This window comes from Bradyrhizobium sp. USDA 4449 (assembly GCF_054056275.1).
The window spans coordinates 3,842,781-3,864,110 of the sequence record NZ_JBSRYD010000001.1 but is presented as its reverse complement, the minus strand read 5'-3'; the positions used below and the strand labels follow the sequence as shown (position 1 = coordinate 3,864,110).

The 21,330-nt window shown below is 59.8% G+C and carries 17 protein-coding genes; 5 read left to right on the top strand and 12 right to left on the bottom strand.

Annotation, left to right across the window (positions count from 1 at the left end; genetic code table 11):
• Positions 1 to 7: 7 nt before the first annotated feature.
• Positions 8 to 1,420 carry a mannose-1-phosphate guanylyltransferase/mannose-6-phosphate isomerase gene (locus ACVIIW_RS17915; RefSeq protein ID WP_456701924.1) on the bottom strand — a complete coding sequence of 471 codons (1,413 nt, stop codon included), beginning with the start codon at positions 1,418 to 1,420 and terminating at the stop codon, positions 8 to 10.
• 345 nt (positions 1,421 to 1,765) lie between these two features.
• On the opposite strand from ACVIIW_RS17915, the gene ACVIIW_RS17910 reads away from it, so the two are divergent.
• The gene (locus ACVIIW_RS17910; protein WP_456701923.1) at positions 1,766 to 2,953 is read left to right on the top strand and encodes a glycosyltransferase family 4 protein; all 1,188 of its coding nucleotides are present in this window, start codon (positions 1,766 to 1,768) and stop codon (positions 2,951 to 2,953) included.
• Positions 2,954 to 2,955: 2 nt separating this feature from the next.
• Here ACVIIW_RS17910 and ACVIIW_RS17905 read toward each other — a convergent pair whose 3' ends face one another.
• The 5 genes from ACVIIW_RS17905 to ACVIIW_RS17885 form a co-directional block, all read right to left on the bottom strand.
• Entirely contained in the window at positions 2,956 to 4,137 is a 1,182-nt protein-coding gene (locus tag ACVIIW_RS17905; protein ID WP_456701922.1) for a glycosyltransferase family 4 protein, read from the bottom strand.
• 73 nt (positions 4,138 to 4,210) lie between these two features.
• Entirely contained in the window at positions 4,211 to 5,332 is a 1,122-nt protein-coding gene (locus ACVIIW_RS17900; RefSeq protein WP_456701921.1) for an endo-1,4-beta-xylanase, read from the bottom strand.
• Positions 5,322 to 7,859 (bottom strand): glycosyltransferase family 4 protein, encoded by a 2,538-nt coding sequence (locus tag ACVIIW_RS17895; RefSeq protein ID WP_456701920.1) that lies wholly within the window; start codon positions 7,857 to 7,859, stop codon positions 5,322 to 5,324. The genes ACVIIW_RS17900 and ACVIIW_RS17895 overlap by 11 nt, the downstream gene beginning before the upstream one ends.
• 3 nt (positions 7,860 to 7,862) lie before the next feature.
• Entirely contained in the window at positions 7,863 to 8,702 is an 840-nt protein-coding gene (locus ACVIIW_RS17890; RefSeq protein WP_456701919.1) for a WecB/TagA/CpsF family glycosyltransferase, read from the bottom strand.
• Between the two features lie 15 nt (positions 8,703 to 8,717).
• Positions 8,718 to 9,116, bottom strand: coding sequence for a glycosyltransferase (locus tag ACVIIW_RS17885; protein WP_456701918.1), 399 nt, complete (start codon positions 9,114 to 9,116; stop codon positions 8,718 to 8,720).
• A 1,054-nt stretch (positions 9,117 to 10,170) separates the two neighbouring features.
• Between ACVIIW_RS17885 and ACVIIW_RS17880 the strand changes: the two genes are divergently transcribed.
• Both ACVIIW_RS17880 and ACVIIW_RS17875 read left to right on the top strand, forming a co-directional pair.
• Positions 10,171 to 10,650, top strand: a complete 480-nt coding sequence (locus ACVIIW_RS17880) for a hypothetical protein (RefSeq protein WP_456701917.1) — start codon at positions 10,171 to 10,173, stop codon at positions 10,648 to 10,650.
• 68 nt (positions 10,651 to 10,718) lie between these two features.
• Entirely contained in the window at positions 10,719 to 11,753 is a 1,035-nt protein-coding gene (locus ACVIIW_RS17875) for an ABC transporter substrate-binding protein (protein WP_456701916.1), read from the top strand.
• 24 nt (positions 11,754 to 11,777) lie between these two features.
• Here ACVIIW_RS17875 and ACVIIW_RS17870 read toward each other — a convergent pair whose 3' ends face one another.
• The 6 genes from ACVIIW_RS17870 to ACVIIW_RS17845 all read right to left on the bottom strand — a co-directional run bounded on the left by ACVIIW_RS17870 (position 11,778) and on the right by ACVIIW_RS17845 (position 19,916).
• Entirely contained in the window at positions 11,778 to 12,521 is a 744-nt protein-coding gene (locus ACVIIW_RS17870) for a hypothetical protein (protein ID WP_456701915.1), read from the bottom strand.
• A 2-nt stretch (positions 12,522 to 12,523) separates the two neighbouring features.
• Complete coding sequence (locus ACVIIW_RS17865) at positions 12,524 to 14,902, bottom strand: polysaccharide biosynthesis tyrosine autokinase (protein WP_456701914.1); 2,379 nt, start codon at positions 14,900 to 14,902, stop codon at positions 12,524 to 12,526.
• 87 nt (positions 14,903 to 14,989) lie between these two features.
• Complete coding sequence (locus ACVIIW_RS17860) at positions 14,990 to 15,634, bottom strand: hypothetical protein (protein WP_456701913.1); 645 nt, start codon at positions 15,632 to 15,634, stop codon at positions 14,990 to 14,992.
• A gap of 108 nt (positions 15,635 to 15,742) precedes the next feature.
• A complete protein-coding gene (locus ACVIIW_RS17855; protein WP_456701912.1) occupies positions 15,743 to 17,158 on the bottom strand; it encodes an O-antigen ligase family protein in 1,416 nt (471 codons plus the stop codon).
• A gap of 8 nt (positions 17,159 to 17,166) precedes the next feature.
• The gene (locus ACVIIW_RS17850; RefSeq protein WP_456701911.1) at positions 17,167 to 18,204 is read right to left on the bottom strand and encodes a polysaccharide biosynthesis/export family protein; all 1,038 of its coding nucleotides are present in this window, start codon (positions 18,202 to 18,204) and stop codon (positions 17,167 to 17,169) included.
• Positions 18,205 to 18,551: 347 nt separating this feature from the next.
• Positions 18,552 to 19,916, bottom strand: a complete 1,365-nt coding sequence (locus tag ACVIIW_RS17845; protein WP_456701910.1) for an undecaprenyl-phosphate glucose phosphotransferase — start codon at positions 19,914 to 19,916, stop codon at positions 18,552 to 18,554.
• A gap of 374 nt (positions 19,917 to 20,290) precedes the next feature.
• Here ACVIIW_RS17845 and ACVIIW_RS17840 point away from each other — a divergent pair, with 374 nt between their 5' ends.
• Together ACVIIW_RS17840 and ACVIIW_RS17835 are read left to right on the top strand one after the other, a co-directional pair.
• Positions 20,291 to 20,872, top strand: coding sequence for a hypothetical protein (locus ACVIIW_RS17840; protein ID WP_456701909.1), 582 nt, complete (start codon positions 20,291 to 20,293; stop codon positions 20,870 to 20,872).
• Positions 20,873 to 20,942: 70 nt separating this feature from the next.
• On the top strand, positions 20,943 to 21,248 hold the full coding sequence (locus tag ACVIIW_RS17835) for a hypothetical protein (protein ID WP_456701908.1): 306 nt from the start codon (positions 20,943 to 20,945) through the stop codon (positions 21,246 to 21,248).
• The last annotated feature ends 82 nt before the right edge of the window (positions 21,249 to 21,330 follow it).

The window sequence follows — 21,330 nt, the reverse complement described above, 5'->3', positions numbered from 1 at the left end:
GGACGGCTCACGAGCGCCGATAATCGTCCTCGATGCGGATGATATCGTCTTCGCCCAGATAACTGCCAGTCTGGACTTCGATCAGCTCGAGCTGGATGCGGCCGGGATTTTCCAGGCGGTGCACCGCGCCGATCGGGATGTAGATCGATTCGTTCTCGTGGACGGTCCTCACGCTTTCGTTCACCGTCACCAGGGCCGTGCCGCGGACCACGATCCAGTGCTCGGAGCGGTGGTGATGCTTCTGCAGTGAGAGGCGGTTGCCGGGCTTCACGATGATCCGCTTGACCTGGTGTCGGTCGCCGTGGTCCACCGACTGATAGCTGCCCCAGGGGCGGTGCACCTTGATATGATCCTCGGTGACGTTGGGCGCCACGGCCTTGAGCTTGGCAACGACGCGCTTCAGCCCGTTAGCGTCCTTTTGGCGCGACACCAGCACGGCATCCTGCGTAGCAACAACGACGAGGTCGTCCACGCCTTCCAGGGCCACCACCGCCTTGTCGGTCAGCACGCTGCAATTGCTGGAGTCCTCGAACACGGCGGAACCGTTCCTCGCGTTGCCGCGCTCGTCTTTGTCGGAGAGATCCCACACTGCACGCCAAGAGCCGACGTCGGACCAGCCACACGACACTGGCACCACCGCGGCACGCGAGGTCTTCTCCATCACGGCATAATCAATCGAGATCGCTCTTGCCGACGCAAAGGCGTCAGACTGAAGCGTCACGAATCCAAGATCACGCCCTCCTTTGGCGACCGCGTCGGTCACCGCCTCGATGCTGTTGGCGTCAACGGCACGATACTCGTCCAGCAGGATGGATGCACGGAACATGAAGTTGCCGCTGTTCCAGAGATAACCCGCCTTGACATAGTCGTCAGCGGCAGCCGCGTCGGGCTTTTCGACGAACCTCTTGACCGAGCGAACTTTGCCGGAAATCGACGCGCCCGGGCTGATGTAGCCATATTCGGTCGCGGCGCGTTCGGGCTTAATTCCGAAGGTTACGATCCGCCCGTCCTGCGCTGCGACAAGGCCGTCGCGGCATGCCGTAAGGAAGGCCGGAACGTCACGCACAACATGGTCGGCGGCAAGCGCCAGCACCACCCCGCCGTTGTCACGCGCTTGCGCGAACGCCGCGCCCGCCGCAATGGCGGGACCGGAATCGCGCCGCATCGGCTCAAGCAGCACGTCGGCCTCCTGCCGCAGCTCGGTCAGTTGCTCCAGCACCATGAAGCGATAGGCCGTATTGGTGACGATGATCGGACGATTGAACAATTGCGGATCGGACACACGTAGCAGTGTGTCCTGAAAGGTCGAACGCGCGCCAAATAGCGGCAGGAATTGCTTTGGACGGACCTCGCGCGAGGCGGGCCATAAGCGCGTGCCTGCACCTCCGCACATAATCAGGGGGATAATTCGTCCAGTCATTGGCGCTTCGAACTCCATATTAGCCGCGACACACGACATGCCCATCATTCGAGGGCGATAAAGTGGCCAAGCTTGGCATCGGCGGGACACGCGCCCGTTCGGCCATGCAAAATCGTTTCCAGCACGTGCTTCAACTCGTCACAAAAAAATCACAGTATATAGCCTACGACGAATAGCACGACATGGCTGGGACTTCGTCATCATCCGCCCTCAGTGGTTAATCCGGACGTCGGCAGGTTTCTTGCTGACCCTAACTGGGCTAGATGACGGTTTGCCAGTGAGTTTCCGGCCGAGTTCGCGTGTTGCATCAGAAATTGGTGCAATGTGCACACGATTGAGGCACATTTGGCGCTTGCAGGATCACTCACGGAATTTGCGCGGCCGGCATTGTTGAAAACCCCAGACATCAATCGACGGACCATCCTGGTCAATCATCTGCTCGAGCCACCTGATCGGATCACGGGGATCACGCGATACCTGTTCGCGCTGCTCGAAGAGCTAGTCAAACGCGATCACTTCCAATACGTGCTGGCGACCACGTGGGCAGCCGACAAGCTGCCCGCCGCATTAACGATGTCGGATTTGCGGGTGGAGACGCTGCCCTACCACCGAAGCCTGCCTCACAACGTGATGCGGCAAATGCTGACACTGCCTCAGCTGATGCGACAGACAGGCGCGGTGGCCGAGTTCAATTGCAACCCAGTCGGGGGCTTTTGGCCCATCTGGCCGCGGGTGATCACGGTGCATGACCTTTATTTCGATGTCACGCCGGAATATTACCCCCGGCGTCACCGCCTGTGGTGGCGGATTCTGTTCCCACTGGCGCTTCGCGCGACGACGGCCGCGATTTGTGTTTCCAACTCTACGCGCGCCGATCTATGCAAGCACTATCCGCGCCAAGCCGGCAAGGCCAAGGTCGTGCACGAAGCGAGCGCGCTGGCGGTGCCGGCGAAACCGGCCGACGCTCCCGCTTCGACGAGAGATGCGGCTCATGCCTTGGTGGTCGGGAACATCTCTCCCAACAAGAATCCCGGCGGCCTCGCGGCGGCGCTTCAGATCCTCGAAGAGCGCGGGCGGCCGCTGACCGTCGCGCATGTCGGCCGGGACGAGGCGGGCCTTCTTGCTGGCAGCGTCGCTGATGCTGGTGTGCAGACCTCGATCGAGAGCCTCGGATCGCTGTCGGACGTTGCGCTCGTGGCTGCCTACCGAGGCGCGATGTTCATGATCTCGGCATCAACCCATGAGGGGTTCTGCTTACCGATCCTGGAAGCACAGAGCTGCGGCACACCTGTCGCCTGCTCGGACATCCCCGTGCTGCGTGAAGTAGCGGGCGATGCCGCTCTCTTCTTCGATCCGGGCAAGCCTGAGATGCTGGCGGATGCTCTCGACCGGATGAGGGGGGATCCGATGCTCCGTCAACGGCTGTCTGAAGCAGGTCTAGAGAACGCCAACCGCTTCTCGTGGGCGCGCGCCGCGATGGAGACCGAATCCGTCCTCGATGCCGCAGTCTCAGCGCGCGTGACTCCCAAGTGAGGTCACGTGGTCGTCACGCCGGCGAAACCGATGCTGCTAGCATCACGCCGGCCGCGCAGACCATAGGTTGACGAGGCGCACCGGCGCCAAGTCAATTCGCTGGCCAGGATGTGCGCGCCGACCCCCAATTGCCTGCGCCATTCCGGCTTCTGCGCCAGCGCCATGATCGCCGCGCCGGTGCTTGCGGCATCGCAGGGCGGCACGAGGACACCGGAGATGCCGTCCCGCACCACTTCGGGCACCCCACCGGTGGCGCTGGCCAGCGCCGGTAAGCCCTGCGCGCCCGCCTCTAGCAGGACTAGGCCAAAACCCTCGACGCGCCCCGATCGATCGGGGGCACCGACGAGGCAAAAGAGATCGCTCGCCGCATAGAGGTCGCGCACCAGCTCGTCCGGCGCTTCGCCAATGATCCTGAGGTCAAGGCCCGCACCCGCCTTCCGGAGCCGCTGGGTGAATTCCGCATCATAATCTGGACCAACCACCAGATAGCAGCATTGGCGCGCCACGTCGGGCGGCAAGCGGCGCAGCGCAGCCACCACCGTTAGCTGGCCTTTTCGCTCGGTCAGCCGGCCGACGGTCAACAGGACCAAGCGGTCAGCGCTGATACCGAGCTCGGCGCGCGTCGCTTCGGCCGGACGCGCGGCTTGCCGCCAGAAGGCGGACGCGCCCAGCGGCTCGGCATCGACGTTGTCTTTCGCGCGCACGCCAAACTGCTCAAACAGCAGGCGACGCGTGAATTCGCTGTTGGTGACAATCTTCGCCCAGCCGTCGAACAGCCCCAGCCACCGTACTAGCAGGCGCTTGTAGCTGCCCGCCAATTCGTTGATCTCCGTCCCGTGCAACATGATCAATCGTTGCTCGCCGGGGCGCCGCGGCGCCAGCCTGAGCGGAATGAAGAACGGCCAATCAGCGGCATGAACAATATCGTACTGACGCTCGGCGAGAAGCTTGCGGACCAGCCGAATCTTGGACGGCAATTCCCGTGCGCGGTGCCTGCCCCCCGCAAAGCGAATCACTTTGAACGGTGAGGCGCGATCGTCGAAATTGCCGCCATAGTCCGGCGCGAGCACCGTGACCTCGGCGCCGAGTTCGGTAGCTGCTGCGGCCATCTCCCGCGCGTAAGTCCCGATCCCGCCCATCAAGGGCAGATATTCGCTGGTCAATATCAGGATGCGCACGGCCATGCGTCCAACACACACAGCGGCCCACCGAGGCCAGCGCGCCTCCCGGTATTCCAGGATGTCAGTGCGACGGCGATCATCTTGCGGAGAACGCGTTTGCCAGCGCCTGCCAGCACGGTTTCCGCTGCAACTCGCGATCGAACGGAAGTGGTCGTAGATGCGTGCCATCCGGGCGCACCGCCTCCCGCATGTAACTGTATTTATCGGCAAGCTCCCAAGTCAGGATAGCTACCGTCGCCGGGTTCTGCAGCGCAATCCGCGCTACCGCGTCATAAAGTCTGGCAACTGCGTCGTCGCGCGCCGCAATGTCCGGAGACGGCTCATCTGCATCTGAGACGTCGAGCTCCGAGATCAGGATCTTGAATCCGCGGTCTGAAATAGCCGTCAGATAGCGGCCGAAATCATTGCCATCGAAGGCGGACTTAGTCGACAAATGACATTCCAGCCCGACCGCGTCGACCGGGACATTGTCCCGCTTCAGCCGGTCGAGTAGGTCCAAGAAGTGCTGGCGAGTGCGAAGGCCTGCGGGCGAGGTCACTTCGGTCGCAGCTTCATTGAGCACCAGCATGGCGGATGAATCGGCGGCCCGCGCGGCCCTGAAACTGGTATCGATATATTGGGGTCCGAGCGTCCGTAGCCAGACGCCGTCTCGCAATCCTCCCGGCTTGCCATGATCAGGCCAGATCGGTTCGTTTACGACATCCCATGATTTTATTCGACCGGAATAGCGTCCGACCAGCCGCTCAATGTGATCGACGAGATACTTCTCCGCATTTTGCCGGTTGATTGTAGCGTTCATCCAGGCCGGATTGGACTCTTCCCATGCGAGACAATGCCCCCGCATAGTGATGTTGTTCTTGGCCGCGAAGTCGACCAGATAGTCCGCGCCGTCGTAGACGTAGGTTGCGGGCGAAGGCCGCACCACACCCCATTTCATTTCGTAGTCGGCGACGATCATCGTCGTTTCATGCGTATAGATCGCGGCCATGGCGGGATCGGAGCGGAGAACGTTCGATACCGCCGCAGCACCGAACGCTACGCCGCGCTCGGTCGCAAGCTCACGGAGCCCGAGCGCGAATTGGCCCCGGTTTGGCTCCACGGCAAACGCCGGAGCAACGGCCAGCGACGCGAGGCCGGCCAGCGAACGGACGACCGCCCGACGACTTGTCAAACCTCGGAAATCTTCTTCAGCGATCATCGACCGTCTCAACTGCAGCGTTGCTCGGAATCACAGGCTGCGCGGGCGTAGAGACGCCTGCATCGCCGCTTGAGGATTGGCTCCAGGCCGCAGGAGTCTTCGAACCGGCGACGAAGCGGCCCGCCTCAAGCGCGGCATGCCGGGCGAAATGATCGTCCAGTTGCGCCTCGACCGAGAACTGCATTGCCTTGCTCCTGACCATGGCAGGGTCAATCGCTCCTTCGCGGATCGCCGACCAAGCATGGACGAACCGTTCCGCGAGCAGCGCGACCAACGTCTCTTCGTCGGCGACACGTTCGACTAAGTAACCGCTGACGCCCTCCACAATCACCGCATCATACTGCGGCAAGCGAATGGCGATGACCGGCCGTCCGACGGCCAGCATTTCCAAGAGATAGCATGGCATCCCCTCGAAGAAGGAGGTTAGCACGCCGGCATGGCAATGCGCCGCGATCTTGGCGACTTCGGGCGCGGTGCGGTAGCCGTGGCGGATCGTGAAGGCCTCGATCAATCTTGCTTCAGCATAGCGCTGCGGGTCGCTGGTGCCGACATAGTGAAACTCGAAAGCGCCCCTGAGGTGGCGATGCACCTCCGCCAGAACCTTGAACATCGTCGGCGGGTCCTTGAATTCGTCCAGCCGGCCCGCGAACATGACGCGGAAGATGCCGTCGGTCAGATTGAATCCGGCCTGGCCAAATATCGCCGTGTCGACGCTAACCGGCATGCACACGATACGCTGGTCATCGCCGAGCTTCTCGCGAAGCCGGCGCATGATGTTCGGGTTGACGCAGACGATCGAATTCGCGAGGCGAATTGCGATTTCCTCGTTGGTTCGATGGACGAACCAATATCGCTTGATCAGCGAGTCCATCTTGTCGCCCTTCGAGCCCTCGCCATGGATGATTTGCACCGCGGGCCTCCCAAGCAGCCGCGGCAGCACCGCAAATTCAAATCGCTGCAGCTCGATGCTGGTCGGCAACTTGGCGACAGCCTGCCTGATCTTGGGCAAATATCGCAATAAGCCTAACGCAAACTGGAACGTGATCGAATTGCCGATCGTCTTCGCGGCACCGTGCACCCTGTCTTCCGCGTAGAAGCAGACCGGAAGGAAATCAAACTTCCGGCCGTCCATATCGAGGGACACCGCCTGGCCGAGCTTGCAATCGCCGCGACTGTCGACACCGACAAACAGCACCCGCCATCCCGCCGGCGCATAGCGCAACATCAGCCGGAGATGAGTTTCGATGCCCCCCACCTTCTGCCCGCGCGGGTCCATCGGATGGATCAAACAGATCTGGCGACTCTCGCTCCGGGCCTCCGCTTCGGTCCATCGGATTCCGTTGTGGATGTCGCGATGATACTGGTAGACCCGCCCCAGCAAACGTTGTGGCGTGAAATTGTCAGTCTTCTGACTGATCCTAGCCGGATCGAGCCGTCGATCAAGGATCTCGCTCCGTATGGCGACAAGACGATCGACCAGCGCATCAACCTGGTCGGCCTCGTTCGCGAGTCGCGGTACAAGGTATCCGCTGACACCGTCTTCAATGACCTCCTCGAGCTGGGGAAGATGAATCGAAACGACCGGGCGTCCCGAGCGGAGCGTCTCCAGCACAAACCGCGGCATTCCCTCGAACTCGGAGGTCAGGATACCAACGTCAATCTGACCCAGAATTCGCGCGATGCCCGCGGCATCCTGAAATCCGTGCAACACGGAGATATTCCGGATCCTCTCGAACTCCGGAAACCGCGCGGGATCGCTGGCCCCCACATAGTGGAACGCCACGCCGCCGCCGAGTCGCGCTCGCAGGCCGTCAACGGCCTTGAACATTAAAGGCGGCATCTTGAAGTGATCGAGCCTTCCGCAGAAAACGATGCGGAAGACGCCATCATCCGTCCTGGACGACTGCAGCTGATAGAACCGGGTGTTTGCCCAGGTCGTCAGCGTGTCCACCTTGGACTTGAACTTGGGATATTCCTCGCGGACGCGCACCGTAATGTTCGGGTTCACGCACAGGAACTTCGCGGCGCGGGACACCGCAAATCGCTCATTGATCCGCTGCACGAACCAGTATTTGCGCAGAAGTGAGTCCATCTTCTGGTGCGGCGCGCCCTCACCGTGCAGCATTTGGATGAACGGTAAGCGCCACAACCAGGGAAACACCGCGAATTCCATGCGGCGAAGCTCCACGGACCACTTGCCCTCGTGCAAGCGTGATCGCAGCGGCCAGAAGTACTTGGCAAGTGCCCAGAAGAAGCGAAACGTGATTGATGCCGTCAACCGCCTTGCGGCTTCATGCATCTCGTTCTCCGGATAACTCAGAATAGGCATGAAGTTGTATCGGCGCCCGCGAAACTCGAGAGGGACGATTGAACCCAGTTCGAGATCGCCCGTTCCGTCCACGCCGACGACCAGAAGATCGAGATCTTCAGGATGAAACGTGATGAAATCCCTGACATAAGTTTCGAGGCCGCCGACTTTGTTGCCGCGCGGATCGAACGGATGGATCAGACAGACCTTATGTTGCAATAGTCAGCTCCGCTTTCGAATGCTAAGCCCGCGGCCGCGGTTTGTCGGGATCCCCGTCTGCACAAGCAACACGAGGAGCAGCATCGCGCATCGAAGATATCGTGGGCCCAACCGACGCGGATTCAGCATCAGACGCCACGCCCATTCAAGGTAAAACCGCCTGATGAGGGCGGGGCACCGGATCTGGGTTCCGGCCAAAAAATCGATTCCGCCACCGACGGCGACGAAAGCAACATTGTTGGTCTCCTTGATCGCGCGCGCGGAAAATATCTCCTGCCGTGGCGCGCCGAGCGCGACGAAGCAAATCTGGGCGCCAGACTCGCGGATCACGGCGATCGCCTCGTCGGCCACCTCCGAATAGGCGTCGAATCCGTTTGGCGGAGCATAGACGCCGCAAATCTCGAGCTCTGGATGCGCGGCGACGAGACGCCGGGCTGTGGCACACAGGGCCTGTAACGTCGCGCCGATCAGGAACACTCGGCTCTTGCGGGCGGCAGCCTCGCAGCACAACGGCAGTACCAGATCGGAGCCGGTGGCGCGGCTGATTGATGCACCTGTGAGGCGCGCCAACGCTGCGACAGGAAAGCCGTCGACCGTCACGATCTCAGCCTTTCCGTAGGCTTTCCGGAAGTCGGGATCGCGTCGTCGCTTGACGAGATGATCCAGATTCAAGGTACAGACGAAAAACGAACTCGGATATGCCAATCGATCGAAAACGCGCCCAACAGCGTCCTCTATCCCCGACACGTTGACCGATTGACCGTCAATCACAGCAAGGGTGGGAGGAACTGCGCCCGTCGACTGGATTGCCCCCGCAAAAACGGTTTGCCCAAACATGCTCATCAATTATCCAGCAAGCTACTTCGCGGGATTTCGAATTGGCGGGCTATCATTTGCGCCGGAAGCCAACGCCTTCAGAAAGCCGATCACATTCTCACGATCGTTGTTCGCCAACGCGTTCCAACGCGCGACGTTGGCAATTGACGCGGCGGCGCCGATCGACCGCCACTTCGCGTCGGCCAGAACCTGAGCGATAATTCGCGCCGCGTCCTTCGGCTGGTCGGGTTGGACATAAACGCCCGAAGCACCGAGAACTTCGCGGAACACGGCATCGTCGGGCGCGACAATCGGCAACCCCGCATATTGAACCTCCAGCAGAGGCAGCCCCAGGCCCTCTTCGTAGGAAGCGCAGAGATAAAGGTCCGATGCGTCAATAATTTGTCTCGCTTCCGCATCCCCGAGGAATCCGTGCAGCACACCACGTTCGGCCGCCGTGCAAGCTCATCGGCATCGCTGCCCCAGCCGCGACGGCCGATGATGTGCAACTCCACTGGAAGTCCGGCTCGCTCCGAGAGCGCCGAACAGATATCCGCCGCGGCTACCATGTTCTTTCTCGGCTCGATAGTGCCCACCGCGACCGCCTGGATCTTCGCCGCTAACGCCGGCCTCGTGACACGATCGCCAAGACCCAATCCAAAGACATTCTTCGCCTGCGGCCGGTAGGTCATCACCGAAGCAGTCGGCGAGCACCTCGATTTTAATTTGCGGGCTGTATCCTCGGAGTTCGTCAGGAAGTGCCGGAAATTCCTGATCGCCATACCGAACAGCGGCGCCATGTAGTATTTGCCGGCGGCATTCAGATGCTCCCTCCGCGTCAGCAGAAAGAGATCGTGAACATAGAGCACCGACCGGTGCGCGATCATCGAGAATATCGGAGATGGCGGAAATCCAGGAAACACAAAGACATCGTTCGGATTCTTGATTGCGCAGGCCGGCAGTCCCAGCATCTGGGCGGAAACGACGCTGAGCTTCCCGGAGCCAGCGAGAAAGGGCTGGCAGCTGAGCGGCGCGAGCGAAGCATCGCCGAAAAGTTCGGCGGTCACCCGCTCAATCCCGCTCGCCCGCCGCGCCATATGCGAATGGTCCACCCATATCGTCGCCACGTTCTTCCTTGGCCAGCCTTGACTATCCACGCGAGCAACCCATAATCATCACACGCAATCAGCAAAAGCTGTATCACAAGCTGCCGATAGCTGAGAATAGCGGACCTTCATCGGGGTGTTGGCATCTGCCTTTGATGGGTGATCCGTGGCGCTCGGGGCAACGGCGTTTCCAAATCAACGTTAACTGACTTGGTTCCATTAAGTGCAATGCATAAGACGTGCCGAATTGACCACACTTCGCTCTCTTTTGCGAGCCACCTTGGCAACCGGCCTGTGTTGTCGAGCACCCAAGCTGCAAAAACGCCCCAGTTGCACGGCAAGGCCTGCTTGGCCCAACCCTGATTTATGGAAGGCACGGTGTGGATCGTATGGCAGACTTGAGACATTCAGGTGACCATTTAGGAAGCGCGTTTGCGTGGCAGCTTCTTGCCATGCTCGCAATGACGCTGTTTGCCACCACCGGCCCCGCGTGGTCCCAGGCGACCGCACCATTGGGTCTGCAATCTCCCCCAATTGTGGGCCAGACCGGTGATTTGGCTCCCTTGACCAATATGCCGAAATTTGGCGCTCCACTGAATGGCTGGCCGCAACGCCACTATAACGCGACCAAAGCCCCTTGCATCAAGGTGATCGGGGAGTCGCGCGCCCAGGTCGTCAACCCGCGTATCTTCGACAACCTGCTCATCATCACCAACGAGTGCGGCGAGACGATCAACCTTGAGACTTGCTATTACCAAAAGAGAGGCTGCTTGCCGGTCAGGATGGCAGGCTATTCACGGAAGGAGATCATCCTGGGGGTCGATACCCACCGGGAATTCAGATACGAATATCGGGAGGAATTCCTCTAAGGCGCCGCTTTGTGACGGCGAGTTCCTAGTCTTTTTCAGTCATTGGTAAACCTCACCCGGTTAATCACATGTTTGATCTTCCGTTGACAGCCGCGTGGCGCGTCTGCATCGCCCTCGCGGCGGTCGTTGCCGTTGTTGCGGTCGCCCCGCGCAGCGCGTTCAGCCAGTCAGCGGCGCGCAAGATGCTCAGCACGAAGGTCCGCTTCGGCGGCCCTCTGGACGTTTCGGCCGCAGGAGTTCTGGTCGGCAAAAGGCTCGGAGCTTTTGAGCGCGAAGGAATCGCGGTCGAGGTGTCGGCCGATCTGAACGACGAGCAAGCCGTCGAATACGTCGCGGCCAATCCCGACGCGATTGGCGTCGTCAGCGTTTACAGCTTCCTCCTGGCACGCGCGCGGTCAGTTCCAATCGTTGGATTTGCCTCTGCTTACCAGTCCAGTCCAATTGTTTTCTATACAACCGTCCGCTCAAAAATTCGTCTGCCGGACGATTTCGTCGGACACACGGTCGCCTATCAGCCTGGAACTTCCGCCGCGATCGTCTATTCCGCGCTACTAACGCAAAACCGCATTCCGCGCTCGCGCGTCAGGGAGATAGAAGCGACGCCCACCCCCAGCCTGCTCGCGAACGGTACCGTCGACGTGCTGCCGGGTTCGATTAATCAAGCGCCGCTTCTGAAGCGCCTGGGACTGACAGCCTACTCGATCGATCCGGCGAAATATGGGGTCCATGCTCCCGGTTCCGTCTACTTCGCAAGGAGCGACGTTCTCCGCGATAATCCGGAGCTCATCAAGCGGTTTCTGATCGGACTGAGCGCAGGGTGGGAAAGCGCCTATGACGACTATTCAGCGAGCATTCCGATCCTCAAGGAGGCTATCACGGAACCCACCGATTCCGACACCATTCGGGAGCTGATGGACAACCAGCGGGAATTCCTTCGGCCGCTTGGATCTCGTCTGGGGGAAATATCACGCTTGCAATGGAACACCGCACAGGCCGACCTGATCCATCAGCGACGCCTCTCCGCTCCGATCGACCTTGCCGGAGCCATCAACGAGGACATCCTTTCAACGATCAATCGCCAAAAGGCCGCACTTTCACCGTGACTAAATTCGGGATGAGCTGGCGAACTACCAAGTCCACGGGCGTATCTCCTTGAGCTCGATGCCCGGGATTTGCACCTCGCATCCACTCTTGCGAAGTTGGTTGGCGAGTGCCGTCCGATAGACGTCCCTGACACCGCCGAGATGCGAAACCAAGATGTGACGGGCCGGCCATCCCGGTCCGCATAAATTGGTGACCATTTCGGCAACAAAACCCGAGTTGAGGAGCACCGAGAATTCGACTGCTACTTTCTCTGCGAGATCTGGAGGGAGCTCTTCGAAAACGGCGAGTGCAAGGCCATTGCGCTTGACACCGATCCAACCTTCGAAAGGACCCAATTCATAGGACTTGCGCAAGTATTCCAGCACTTCCGGCTGGAATCCCTCCTGCATGGTCTTTAACCAATAGAGAACGAACCAAAGGAAAGGATCATGGGGGGAACACGATAGCGAACGCTGGATGGTGGACTGCAACGTGCCGACCGCAGCGTCCGCGCCCGCTCGATCCGCGTTGGCCATCGCATCCTCAAGGAGCCGGATGCGGATAATGGCTGCACTGCGAATAGCGCTGCTAACGCATGACGGCTCTCGTTCAGCGTCCTCTGCGAGTAATCCGAACTTCTTCATCGCCGATGGCTTGAAGACCTCGCCCAACACGATCCGGCGCGCAACACGATCGGCCTCGGCCCGCGAATCCGCGATGGGGCAGAAGATCACGCCCCACGCAATCGCGAAAACAGCGATGAAGGCGAGGCAAAGACGCGCGGTCACGACTAGTCAACGTATCCGTATCGGCTGTAGTATTGGTTGTAGTAATAGCCGCCGCGATGTGGCTCATACCGACGCATCGCAGCAACATCAGCCTTGTTGAGCACGACGCCCATCAACTGATGGTAGACTTCGGGCGCTTCGCGAAGGACATGCTCAACGACATCGGTTTTGGTCTTCCCCCACTCGATCACAAACATATAGGAATCGACAATCTTCTTGGTCGCCCGGACGTCAACGATGGGGGCAAGCGGCGAGAGGTCGATGATGACCCGGTCGTACTGATTTCTCAGATCCTGGATCAACTTGTGCATCGCCGGCGACCCCAGGATTTCGCTGCTGTGCGCAAGCCTGGTGTCCACCACGCAGGGCAGGAACGCCAGCTTTGTGTTCGGATCAGTCCAGATCAGCTCGCTGATCGACGCCTTTCCAAGCACGAGGTCCAGCAGCCCGGCCCTTGCCTGCGAAGCAAGACGGGCCGACAACGAAGGATTGCGCAAGTCACCATCGACCAAAATCGTTCGCAGGCCGGAATGCGCAAGCAGTTGCGCAAATGACGTCGCGATCGTGGATTTGCCTTCATTCGGCAACGAGGAGGTTATGCCGATGACCTTGTTCAAATCATTCAGATTGTGGAGCTCGGCCGCCATGTTCATGGAGCGGAAGGCTTCGGCGAAGCGCGAGAACGGGAAATCGAGAAGTTGTGTGTCGATGCCCTCGCGATACGAGATGAAGCGTGCAGAAGCCGGAGACTTCAAACCGGCCTCATCGACAACATCGATGTCCGGCCGACCAGACAATGTAGCCTTGGCTGACGCGGTCTGAAGTTGGGGAAATAACCGGTAGAGCACGGACCCAAACACGGTCCTGCCCTTGCGATCGGCGTTCGCGGCGAGGTTCGGCACCAACGCAATACAGTTCACGCCAAGCAGCTGCTCTACAGCGGACGGGGTTCTGAACACCCTGTCGCTTGCGTCGCGGAGCAAGCCGGCGAGAACGGCAACCACGCCGCCACCCAGCAAGGCAAGCAGCAAAATCAGCGAGAACTTTGGGTAGCTGCTGCCCCCCGGCGGCGTTGCCTTCGTGATCAACCGCGCTTCGGTCATCGGGAACGACTGCTGCTGCACCGACACCATGAAGAGTTGGAGGAAATTGTCCGCCAGCGAGCGATAGCTCTGGGCATTGCTCTCGAGTTCCCGCAAGACGATCTGGGCCTGACCGGTATCGTTCGACTGGGCGATTGAATCGTTGAGGTTCTTCTGGTTTGACTCCTCACGCGCTTTGGCGATCTCGAAGTCGCTCTTGTAGGTTTCCGCGATCCGCCGGAGTTCGTCATTAATCGAGCGGCGAATTTCCTTCATCTGATTGCGCAGATTGACTACCGCGAGATGCGAGGCCCCATATCGTGCCGACCAATCGGCTTCGCGTGCAGCCAAATCAAGGTACTGCGATCTTAACTTCGTGATCACCTGATTCTGAAGGGAATCGGTCACCGTCGCCAGGTCGTTCACTACAGAACCGGTGTTCTCGTTCTGCAGGATCGAAGTTATGCGCTCGTACCGGGCCTGCGCTTCCGCCTTCTGGGCGCGCGCGATCGTCAGCGAGCTGTTGATCTCAGCGAGTTGCTGCTCGTTCAGCAAGCGACCGCCCGCGTCGACGATATTGTTTTTGGCTTTATAGTCCGCCACCGCGCGTTCGGCGGTCGAGGCCTGGGCCCTCAGCTCCTTGATCCGGTCCTGAAGCCAGGAGGCGGCGCGACGGGAGGCTTGATACTTTGCTTCCAGAGAATCCACGATGTAGGCCTCGGCAACGGCGTTCGCGATGCGCGCAGCGCGTTGCGGATCGGTCGATTGGTAGTTGATTTCGATGACGTAGGTCAGACCCACACGCCTGATCTTCAAATTGCCCTGGAAGTGTCCCAGCGCCGCGCGGGTCAGTTGGAATTCCGATGGCTCTTCGCGCTGGTCAAAGCCCGGAATCAACCGCATCAAATTGCTGACGAGACCTCCGGATGAAATGAATTCAGGCTCCTCCGTCAGATGCAGGTCCTTGATTACCGAGAGTGCCACATTCTCGGACTTCAGGATTTCGACCTGGCTATCGACCGCGGTGGAGTCAACAGGCGCGTCGATGCCAAGCGGCGATTGCTGCTGCAGCAACTGGGTCTTATGGCTATCGAGAATGAGCAGCGCGGTTCCGGTAAAACGCTGGGGCGTAGTGAAGTAAAACACAAACCCCAGCGCTAAGCTGATGACGCAGATGATCACCATCAGCGGGAGCTGGCGCGAAACGAATGCGCTTAACGACTTCAGCAGTTCGCCGCCGGAGACGTAGTCCCCAGGACGATCAGGCTCACGCTGTAGGTTCTTGTCCATCTGCAGCATTAATGCTCCGTCCGCAGCACAATTGCGTCCCCGGAATTGCCCGCAGAGACCTGAGATCTATTGGGCAGAATGATAAGGCCGGCAGAGCTACGGGCTCACGCTCGTTGCTGCCGATGTCGTGGACCCAGCACTGCTAGCGCTGCCGGTTCCGGCGGCAAAGAAGCTCGTGGTAGTATTATTAACGCCAACAGTACTGAGAGACTGAAATACTGCGCCCGCGCCCGTTGAGCCGTTCGTTCCCCCGGTGGATCCGCCGACCCCACCGGTCGAGGGACCACCGCCAACGCCGCCGTTCGCGACGGAACCAATGGGGCGGTTTCCCGTGACCGCCGCATAGGCCGTGTTGGCTGCGTCCGACTTTGCAGCCGCCAATTGTATTTGAATATCGGCCGCGTAAGTCGGATCAGGTATGACACACATGTTCACTGCTTGGCCGAGCGCGGTTCCAATGGTGGTCTGCTGGCTGGGGATTGCTCGGCTGAGCAGCCCGATGACACCTGAAAGGGTCGAAGGATCAGATGCGACGAGGTCGCGCAGTGCGCTGATCTCGGCAGAAGTGTTGCCGGTAGCCTCAAGCGATTGCACGTACGCTGCCGGATCCTTGTTGAACTCAACTACCTTCTGCGGATCAATGCGCTGATCCGGGCCATAACACGCTGCGTCGGCGAGGCCGGCGGGGCCGACCATCAGCGCGATGAGCAATACCGGCCTGATCATTGCAGGTGACCACATGTGACCGTCCTTCTGTCTTACTGCTTCGTTGAACGTTTTTTACCACACCCGTTGTGCGATTGGAGCAAATAAATTTCGCCAAATCTGCGTTATCGTAAAGGGGCTTGCCTAAGTTTTGTGCCTTTCGCGGCCTCGTTTCCCAGGAAACGCGTCTAGGCCGCCCTCACCTAGAGAGTGAGCCAAGCCAGCCCCCATCAAGGAAAACACGGACATGGAAAAGCCTGGAATTTGCAGCGGAAAATCAACCAAAGAATGAAGCATAGAAAGCGTGGCGATCGCGAGGCAGGCGGACGCGACTCCTGAGACTGGACGTTCGCGCCGAGCCCCGTACAGCAGGACCATCAGCATGATCGACCATCCGAGTACGACTAGCACAGCCAGTGGCAGGCCGCCCTCGTCCGCCAACTCAAGCAGGGTGTTGTGAGCACGATCCCACGTCCCCCAAGCGGAGATATTGCCGCTGCGGAATTGCGGAAACACCAGCGCGAACGTCCCCAAGCCGGTGCCCAACCAGGGATGAGCGCGCACGATCGCAATCGCAGATTTGTAGGCTTCCCAGCGGCCCTGATCAGTGAGGCCCTGCTCCTCGATCCTGGCTGATATTGCGGTTCCCATCACCTGCAGTAGTACGAAAATTAGCAATGCTACCCAGAGCAAGGCCAGCAAGTCTCTCCGGCCGGATACCAAATTAGCCCGGAAAAAGCCGATGAAGGTTGCGAGCAGCGCGGCCAGGGACAGCAGCGTGCCGGCGCGCGACCCGGTCATGAACATCGCCGAGCAGAGGATGAAAAGCATAACCGAGGAGACCATAGTTCTACGACGCGGCCTTCGTAAGGCCTGCATGATGAGGTCGCCGAGGCGACTCTCCGTACCACGTGGGCGGATGCTCTCGCAGAGGAACAGAAGCCATACCACGGCGCAGACGCCAAAATACGCTGCGGCGGTATTGCGGTTGATGAAGGTCGCCGTCAGGACCGTTCGATAGGCCTCCTTTTCGCGCCCCAGGATCCGTGAAGGATCGACGAAAAAGGAAACCATCCCGAGTACCGCATAGAACACCCCTGCCCAGGCCACGACCTTGAGCAGGGTCCGGACGTTAGCAGCACGTGCGCCAAGGATGAAGCCGCAAGCCAGCGCAAGCAGCGCGACAAGCGAGCCGCTAAGTGCCGCCCACGGTCGCCCTTGCGCAGCCGTAATGACGTCGCTGAGCGGCACGTGCAAGAGCCGCGAGGTCTCCGGCCAGATGGGATCCGCCGCTCCCACCATCCAGACGAAAGGAGCGCATGTCTGCGCGTAGACGAGCAGCAGCTCGCAAGCAAAGAAGATCGCGAATACGCCAATGAGCAGCTTACGACCGCGGGTAAGCTCCCCGACTGGCGCGAGCAGCAGCGCTGCACCGAGCACGACAACCCAGCAAGCGGCCACCCACGGCTCGGTTGACCCGAATGGTAATGGCGACACCGCAACCGCAAAGCAAAGCAATATCAGAGATACAATTTCTGACCAGCGGCGCAGAATATCCATTCAGGCCTTCATAGGCGTGAATTGATCCTCAATATCTGGACGTTGTTGGCGGCGACGGTGGCGTCGTTGGCGGTTGCAATGATCACACGCACGTATTGCATGAATTTTGCGGAATCCACGGTTGCGGCGTTCGCCGCAAAGAGCACGTCCTTGTCGCGCATCTCGAACTTCGTCGCAAGGAAGAATCCGGCCGGATCGCGGAAGTCAACGTTGTAGACGACCGGAACGAGCGGTCCGACGAACTTCGAGCAGTCGACACCAAGACGTTCCGCGAGTTCTCGCGGCTCGCGCCGATAAACGTAGACGCCAGCCGGTTCCGCCTGTGCATCAAGCAAACCGCCGGCCTTCGCCATCGCTTGCGCCATATTGATCTTCCACATGTCGAAGGTGAATTGCCCCTGCGCGCCTGCCGCACCGAAAGCCAAGAATACCTGCGGCTCGCGGTAGACATAAATCGTATCGCCAGGATGCACCCAAACGTTATTGGCAGGCTGATAGACCAATGCCCCGAACGGAACGGTGGCACGTTTGCCGGCTCGCTCCAACGTCACCCACGTCTCCCAGCCTTGTCCCTTTGGCCCACCAGCTCGTGTGATTGCATCGAGAACTCGCTCACCCGCGGCGTTGGCCTGAAGGCGGCTCGGCGTATTGACCTCACCGAGCACGCTGATCAGTGAAGTATTTTGCGTGATCAACGCCACGACAACCTGCGGTTCGATGGCGCGATTGCCGATCGCCCTCACGATGTCCTGCTGGATTTCGCCGGGCGTGCGTCCAGCCGCCTTGATCGCGCCAGCATACGGCACCGTGATGTTGCCCGCGGAGTCAACATTCTGATTCGGGATTTGGACAAAGTTGCCAGGCCGCACGCCCGCTTCGGCCGGGATGAACAGGCCACCGGCTGCGGCTTCGAAGATGGTGACCGAGACGACGTCGCCAATACCGAACTTGATACTGGGTGGAGGGCGATGGTCCGGGAATGAGCCGGCCAGCGCACCGGGACCATACTCCTTCAGTATATCGACGACAGGCGCAGTGAGCTTCACGAGACCATAGTCAGGACCAGACCTCGTAATCTCGCTCTTGATGACATGATCTTCCGGGCCGGAGCTCGGCATGATCGAGCACCCTGCCGTACCTAACATGGCGATCAAAGCCAGAGCCCCTCGGAAAGCGCCCTTATTCAAACCTAGTCCCCATTTACAATTTACGCGTCTTGCAAGCTGGTTGAAATGTCTAATAGAGTCAACGCGATTTGGGTGATGGCTTGAAATAAGGGGTAGCTGTTGCGTCGCAGCGACAATGGGTTCGCTCGACCAAGAAATGAGCAAGGGCTTGCCCCCAAAAGGCGCCTGCCAGCCGGTTTGCTAGCCACTGCATGGCCTTTGCGCGCTCAGTACGCGTTGCGCGATCGGATTAATTCCACGCAAGTCCGCATCAAGATCTTTAGATCCAGCGCTAGGCTCCAGTTGTTGATGTACCACAAGTCACAGTCGACCCGGCCCTTCATTTGCTCCACCTGCGCGGTTTCACCGCGATAGCCGTTGACCTGGGCCCAGCCCGTGATCCCCGGTTTTACGTGATGCCGATAGGCGTATTGCGAGAGAATGTCCCCATAGTGATCGTCATGCGCGAGCGCATGCGGACGCGGCCCGACCAGCGACATCTCCCCCCGCAAGACGTTGATGAGCTGGGGCACCTCGTCAATGCTCGATCGGCGCAGAACGCCTCCGACCTTAGTCACGCGCGGATCGAACTGCTTGGCCTGCACGACCGAGGCGCCATCCTCCATCACGGTCATCGTGCGAAACTTCAAGATCGGAAACTGCTTGGCGTTGAAGCCGTTGCGTCGCTGCCGGAAGAAAACAGGACCGGGCGAGTCAATCTTGATCGCAATCGCACTCAGCAGCATCAGCGGCATGAGGAGAATCAGGCCGAGCGAGGCACCGACAACGTCCACCAGACGCTTAGATAATTGTTCCAGGCGCGACAGTGGACCGCGCTGGATTTCGATCGAGAGCGAACGGCGCAATCTGAAAGAGGGATTTTCGGCGAGCGAGCGGATGCGCCGATCAGGCACCAACTGCACAGGCAAGGGAGAAACTCGCAATCGATCCCGGACCAATTCGAGCTTCCGTGTATCGTTCCAGGGAAACGCCAGCACGATCTCGTCGACGCTGTGTTCGCGGCCGACGGCAAGCGCGCGCTCCAAGGAGGACAACTCCTTCGCGCTCATGGAGAACCCGCTATGGCCGTCGCTGCTAAACGTGACCCGATCGACCTCGGCTAGTCCGAACCGTTCCAGCAGCTCACCCGCGTCGAGGGAGGCGAGTTCTTCGCGGGTTCCAAGTGTGATTGCACGACGGCCTTGCACTTTACCTTCGCAAACGGCGCTCACCACGAGACGCTTGGAGAACCGGCGGCACACCAACAAGAGTAAGAGGGCCAGCAACCCGAAGCAGATGATCGAGCCGCGGGAGAACACGGCGCCACTCTTCATCAAAAAAGCGAGCAGCGTCAGCAATAGGCTAACCAGCGACCACTGCGTGAAAATTCGACCAATATCTCCCGCACGCTTTGAGAAAGCCACGCGAAGATCGTAGAAGCCAGCGGACTGTCCAATCAGAACGTAAAGCAGCGCGGCAATGAGGCCGGCCCCGAGGAGTTGGTTCGCGTTCCTAAACTCTCCGCTGGCAACTATCTGGTACAACCCTCCCCCGACGATGCCGGAAGAGACGATCAGGAAGCCATCGGTCAAGGCCAACACGTGTTGAAGCGCGGAGTAAGGAATTTTGAGCGTATAACCCGGACGGACCGACCTTGAAGAAGGTCCCGCCGGATCGGGCGATCCCGCAACGTTCCCCGACAGTCCATTGTGGGACGCGCGTTCGGAAGAGCCGTTGTTGGTTGAACTCTGAGGGATCAAAATCGCCTCCGACACGTAATTACGGGTTAACCAATGACCACAGAACAATAGGTGAGACCGCAATGCAATAAAATTGCGCAATGCGATAGATCAACTTTTATGCTATCGAAACAATAGAATGGGCAGCAGGTCAAGCGCCCGGCGAGCGCCTTCAGGCAGAACAGAGGTCATCGGCAAAAGTGAGGCGCGTTCTGACTTTCCTTGCCTTGATTCTGATTGAATTCAGCGGGGGCGTGCAGGCCGACAAGACGCGTGTAGCGCAGTTGCAAAATTGCGTTCCGGGCTCCAGCACAGACCAGCGGCAACGCTGCGATGACGCGGTCTCCCAGCAACTGAGGTCCGCCACTCGAACGACGCAACTCCTCCAGGGCTGGCACTTGGTAGTGACGACGGAGCCCGGTGGCCGCGGTGAAGGCGTTTCGATCATGCATACTGTGGATTCGGCGAAGTCCGATCCCGGCCTTGCCGGTCTAAGTCTTCGCTGCGGTCGAAGTGGCGTCATCGAGGTGATGCTGATCCTGCTGGAGCCGATGGCGCACAGCGATCATCCGAAGGTGTCGTTGAGCTCGGGTACGAGTCGCAAGGAATTTGAAACGACGGTCGCCGCCAACGGCGAAGCCTTGTTGCTACCCACCGCGGCATCGGCCCTTCCCGAGAGTGACTGGCAGACTGTAGCCGAACTGTCCGTCGAAATCGCGACAAGCTCGAATCCAATTCGCGGTGTCGTGCCAATCAGCGGAATTCAAGGCGCCTTACGCGCGCTCTCGGCCCGTTGCGCGATGCGATAGCCAGGATTGCTCCTTTTGATTTAGTCTTTTTTTAGGACTCCCCATGGAAAGATGGCGGCGGAGATCGAACATGTTTCCGCTTGCCATCTTGCTGTTTCTTACCGGTGCCACCCTTGCCTGGACTTTCCGCGTCTGGGTGATAGTGCCCGTCACGATGCTGGCGATACCGATCGGGTTAGGGCTCATGCTCGCGCTCGGCTCCGATTTCCTGGGCGCGGTCGGCGGCACCCTGCTGATCGGCGTCATGCCCCAGCTTGGCTACGCCCTCGGGCTATTGACGCGAAGCACGCTTGCCGCGATGCGAACGCCTAGAACGTCGCGTACTGCGTCCGTCGCCATGCTCTTTCGGAAGCGCTCGATCGATTCGATGCGCTAGGCGGCAGTAACGGCGCCATTTAATTCGCCCGCATCGCGATCGGTTAGCGTCCAACGAAAGCAGCCGCACTTGGCCAGTTTGC

Excerpts from the sequence above, each read along its gene's own strand:
- ACVIIW_RS17905 (WP_456701922.1), bottom strand. The coding sequence starts at position 4,137 with ATGGCCGTGCGCATCCTGATATTGACCAGCGAATATCTGCCCTTGATG.
- ACVIIW_RS17875 (WP_456701916.1), top strand. The coding sequence starts at position 10,719 with ATGTTTGATCTTCCGTTGACAGCCGCGTGGCGCGTCTGCATCGCCCTC.
- ACVIIW_RS17855 (WP_456701912.1), bottom strand. The coding sequence starts at position 17,158 with ATGGATATTCTGCGCCGCTGGTCAGAAATTGTATCTCTGATATTGCTT.
- ACVIIW_RS17865 (WP_456701914.1), bottom strand. The coding sequence starts at position 14,902 with ATGCTGCAGATGGACAAGAACCTACAGCGTGAGCCTGATCGTCCTGGG.
- ACVIIW_RS17880 (WP_456701917.1), top strand. The coding sequence starts at position 10,171 with ATGGCAGACTTGAGACATTCAGGTGACCATTTAGGAAGCGCGTTTGCG.
- ACVIIW_RS17835 (WP_456701908.1), top strand. The coding sequence starts at position 20,943 with ATGTTTCCGCTTGCCATCTTGCTGTTTCTTACCGGTGCCACCCTTGCC.
- ACVIIW_RS17860 (WP_456701913.1), bottom strand. The coding sequence starts at position 15,634 with ATGTGGTCACCTGCAATGATCAGGCCGGTATTGCTCATCGCGCTGATG.
- ACVIIW_RS17900 (WP_456701921.1), bottom strand. The coding sequence starts at position 5,332 with ATGATCGCTGAAGAAGATTTCCGAGGTTTGACAAGTCGTCGGGCGGTC.
- ACVIIW_RS17890 (WP_456701919.1), bottom strand. The coding sequence starts at position 8,702 with ATGAGCATGTTTGGGCAAACCGTTTTTGCGGGGGCAATCCAGTCGACG.
- ACVIIW_RS17915 (WP_456701924.1), bottom strand. The coding sequence starts at position 1,420 with ATGACTGGACGAATTATCCCCCTGATTATGTGCGGAGGTGCAGGCACG.